We start from the raw sequence: 456 nt of genomic DNA on the forward strand, positions 1-456 counted from the left end.
TTCCAAGGCAAACCCGAACCCAAGTCCGAACCCGCCTGGGAACAGGGAGTCCTGCTATGAGCCGCACATTCGCCGATCTGCTGCCGACGCCGCTGGAAGCGGACAGCCTGTCGAAACTCTCGCCGCTGACCCGCGCCGATGATTTGCTGTTGTTGCTGAGCCGTTGGGTTGAGCGCGGCTGGCTGCGCGCGTTGGACCGCGCCTTTGTCGCTTTCCTGCATGAACTCGAGCCCGAGACCGACCCGTTGGTGCTGCTGGCTGCGGCGTTGACCAGTCACCAGCTCGGCCATGGTCATGTGTGTCTGGACCTGTTTGAAACACTCAAGGCACCGGATTTTGCACTGTCATTGCCGCCCGAAGGCGATGTGCAGGGCGGTGTGTTGTTGCTTCCCTCGCAATTGCTCGAAACGCTCGATGGAGCCCATTGGTGCAAAGTGCTGGCAAGCAGTCCATTGG

Annotated in this window: 1 pseudogene; it reads left to right on the forward strand. The window is 61.0% G+C overall.

The annotated features are described in order from the left end of the window. Nucleotides 1-56: 56 nt before the first annotated feature. A pseudogene (locus tag J5M71_RS28295) lies at nt 57-456 on the forward strand (exodeoxyribonuclease V subunit alpha); the annotation flags it as partial.

The organism is Pseudomonas sp. 43(2021), assembly GCF_017490805.1.
Taxonomy (GTDB): domain Bacteria; phylum Pseudomonadota; class Gammaproteobacteria; order Pseudomonadales; family Pseudomonadaceae; genus Aquipseudomonas.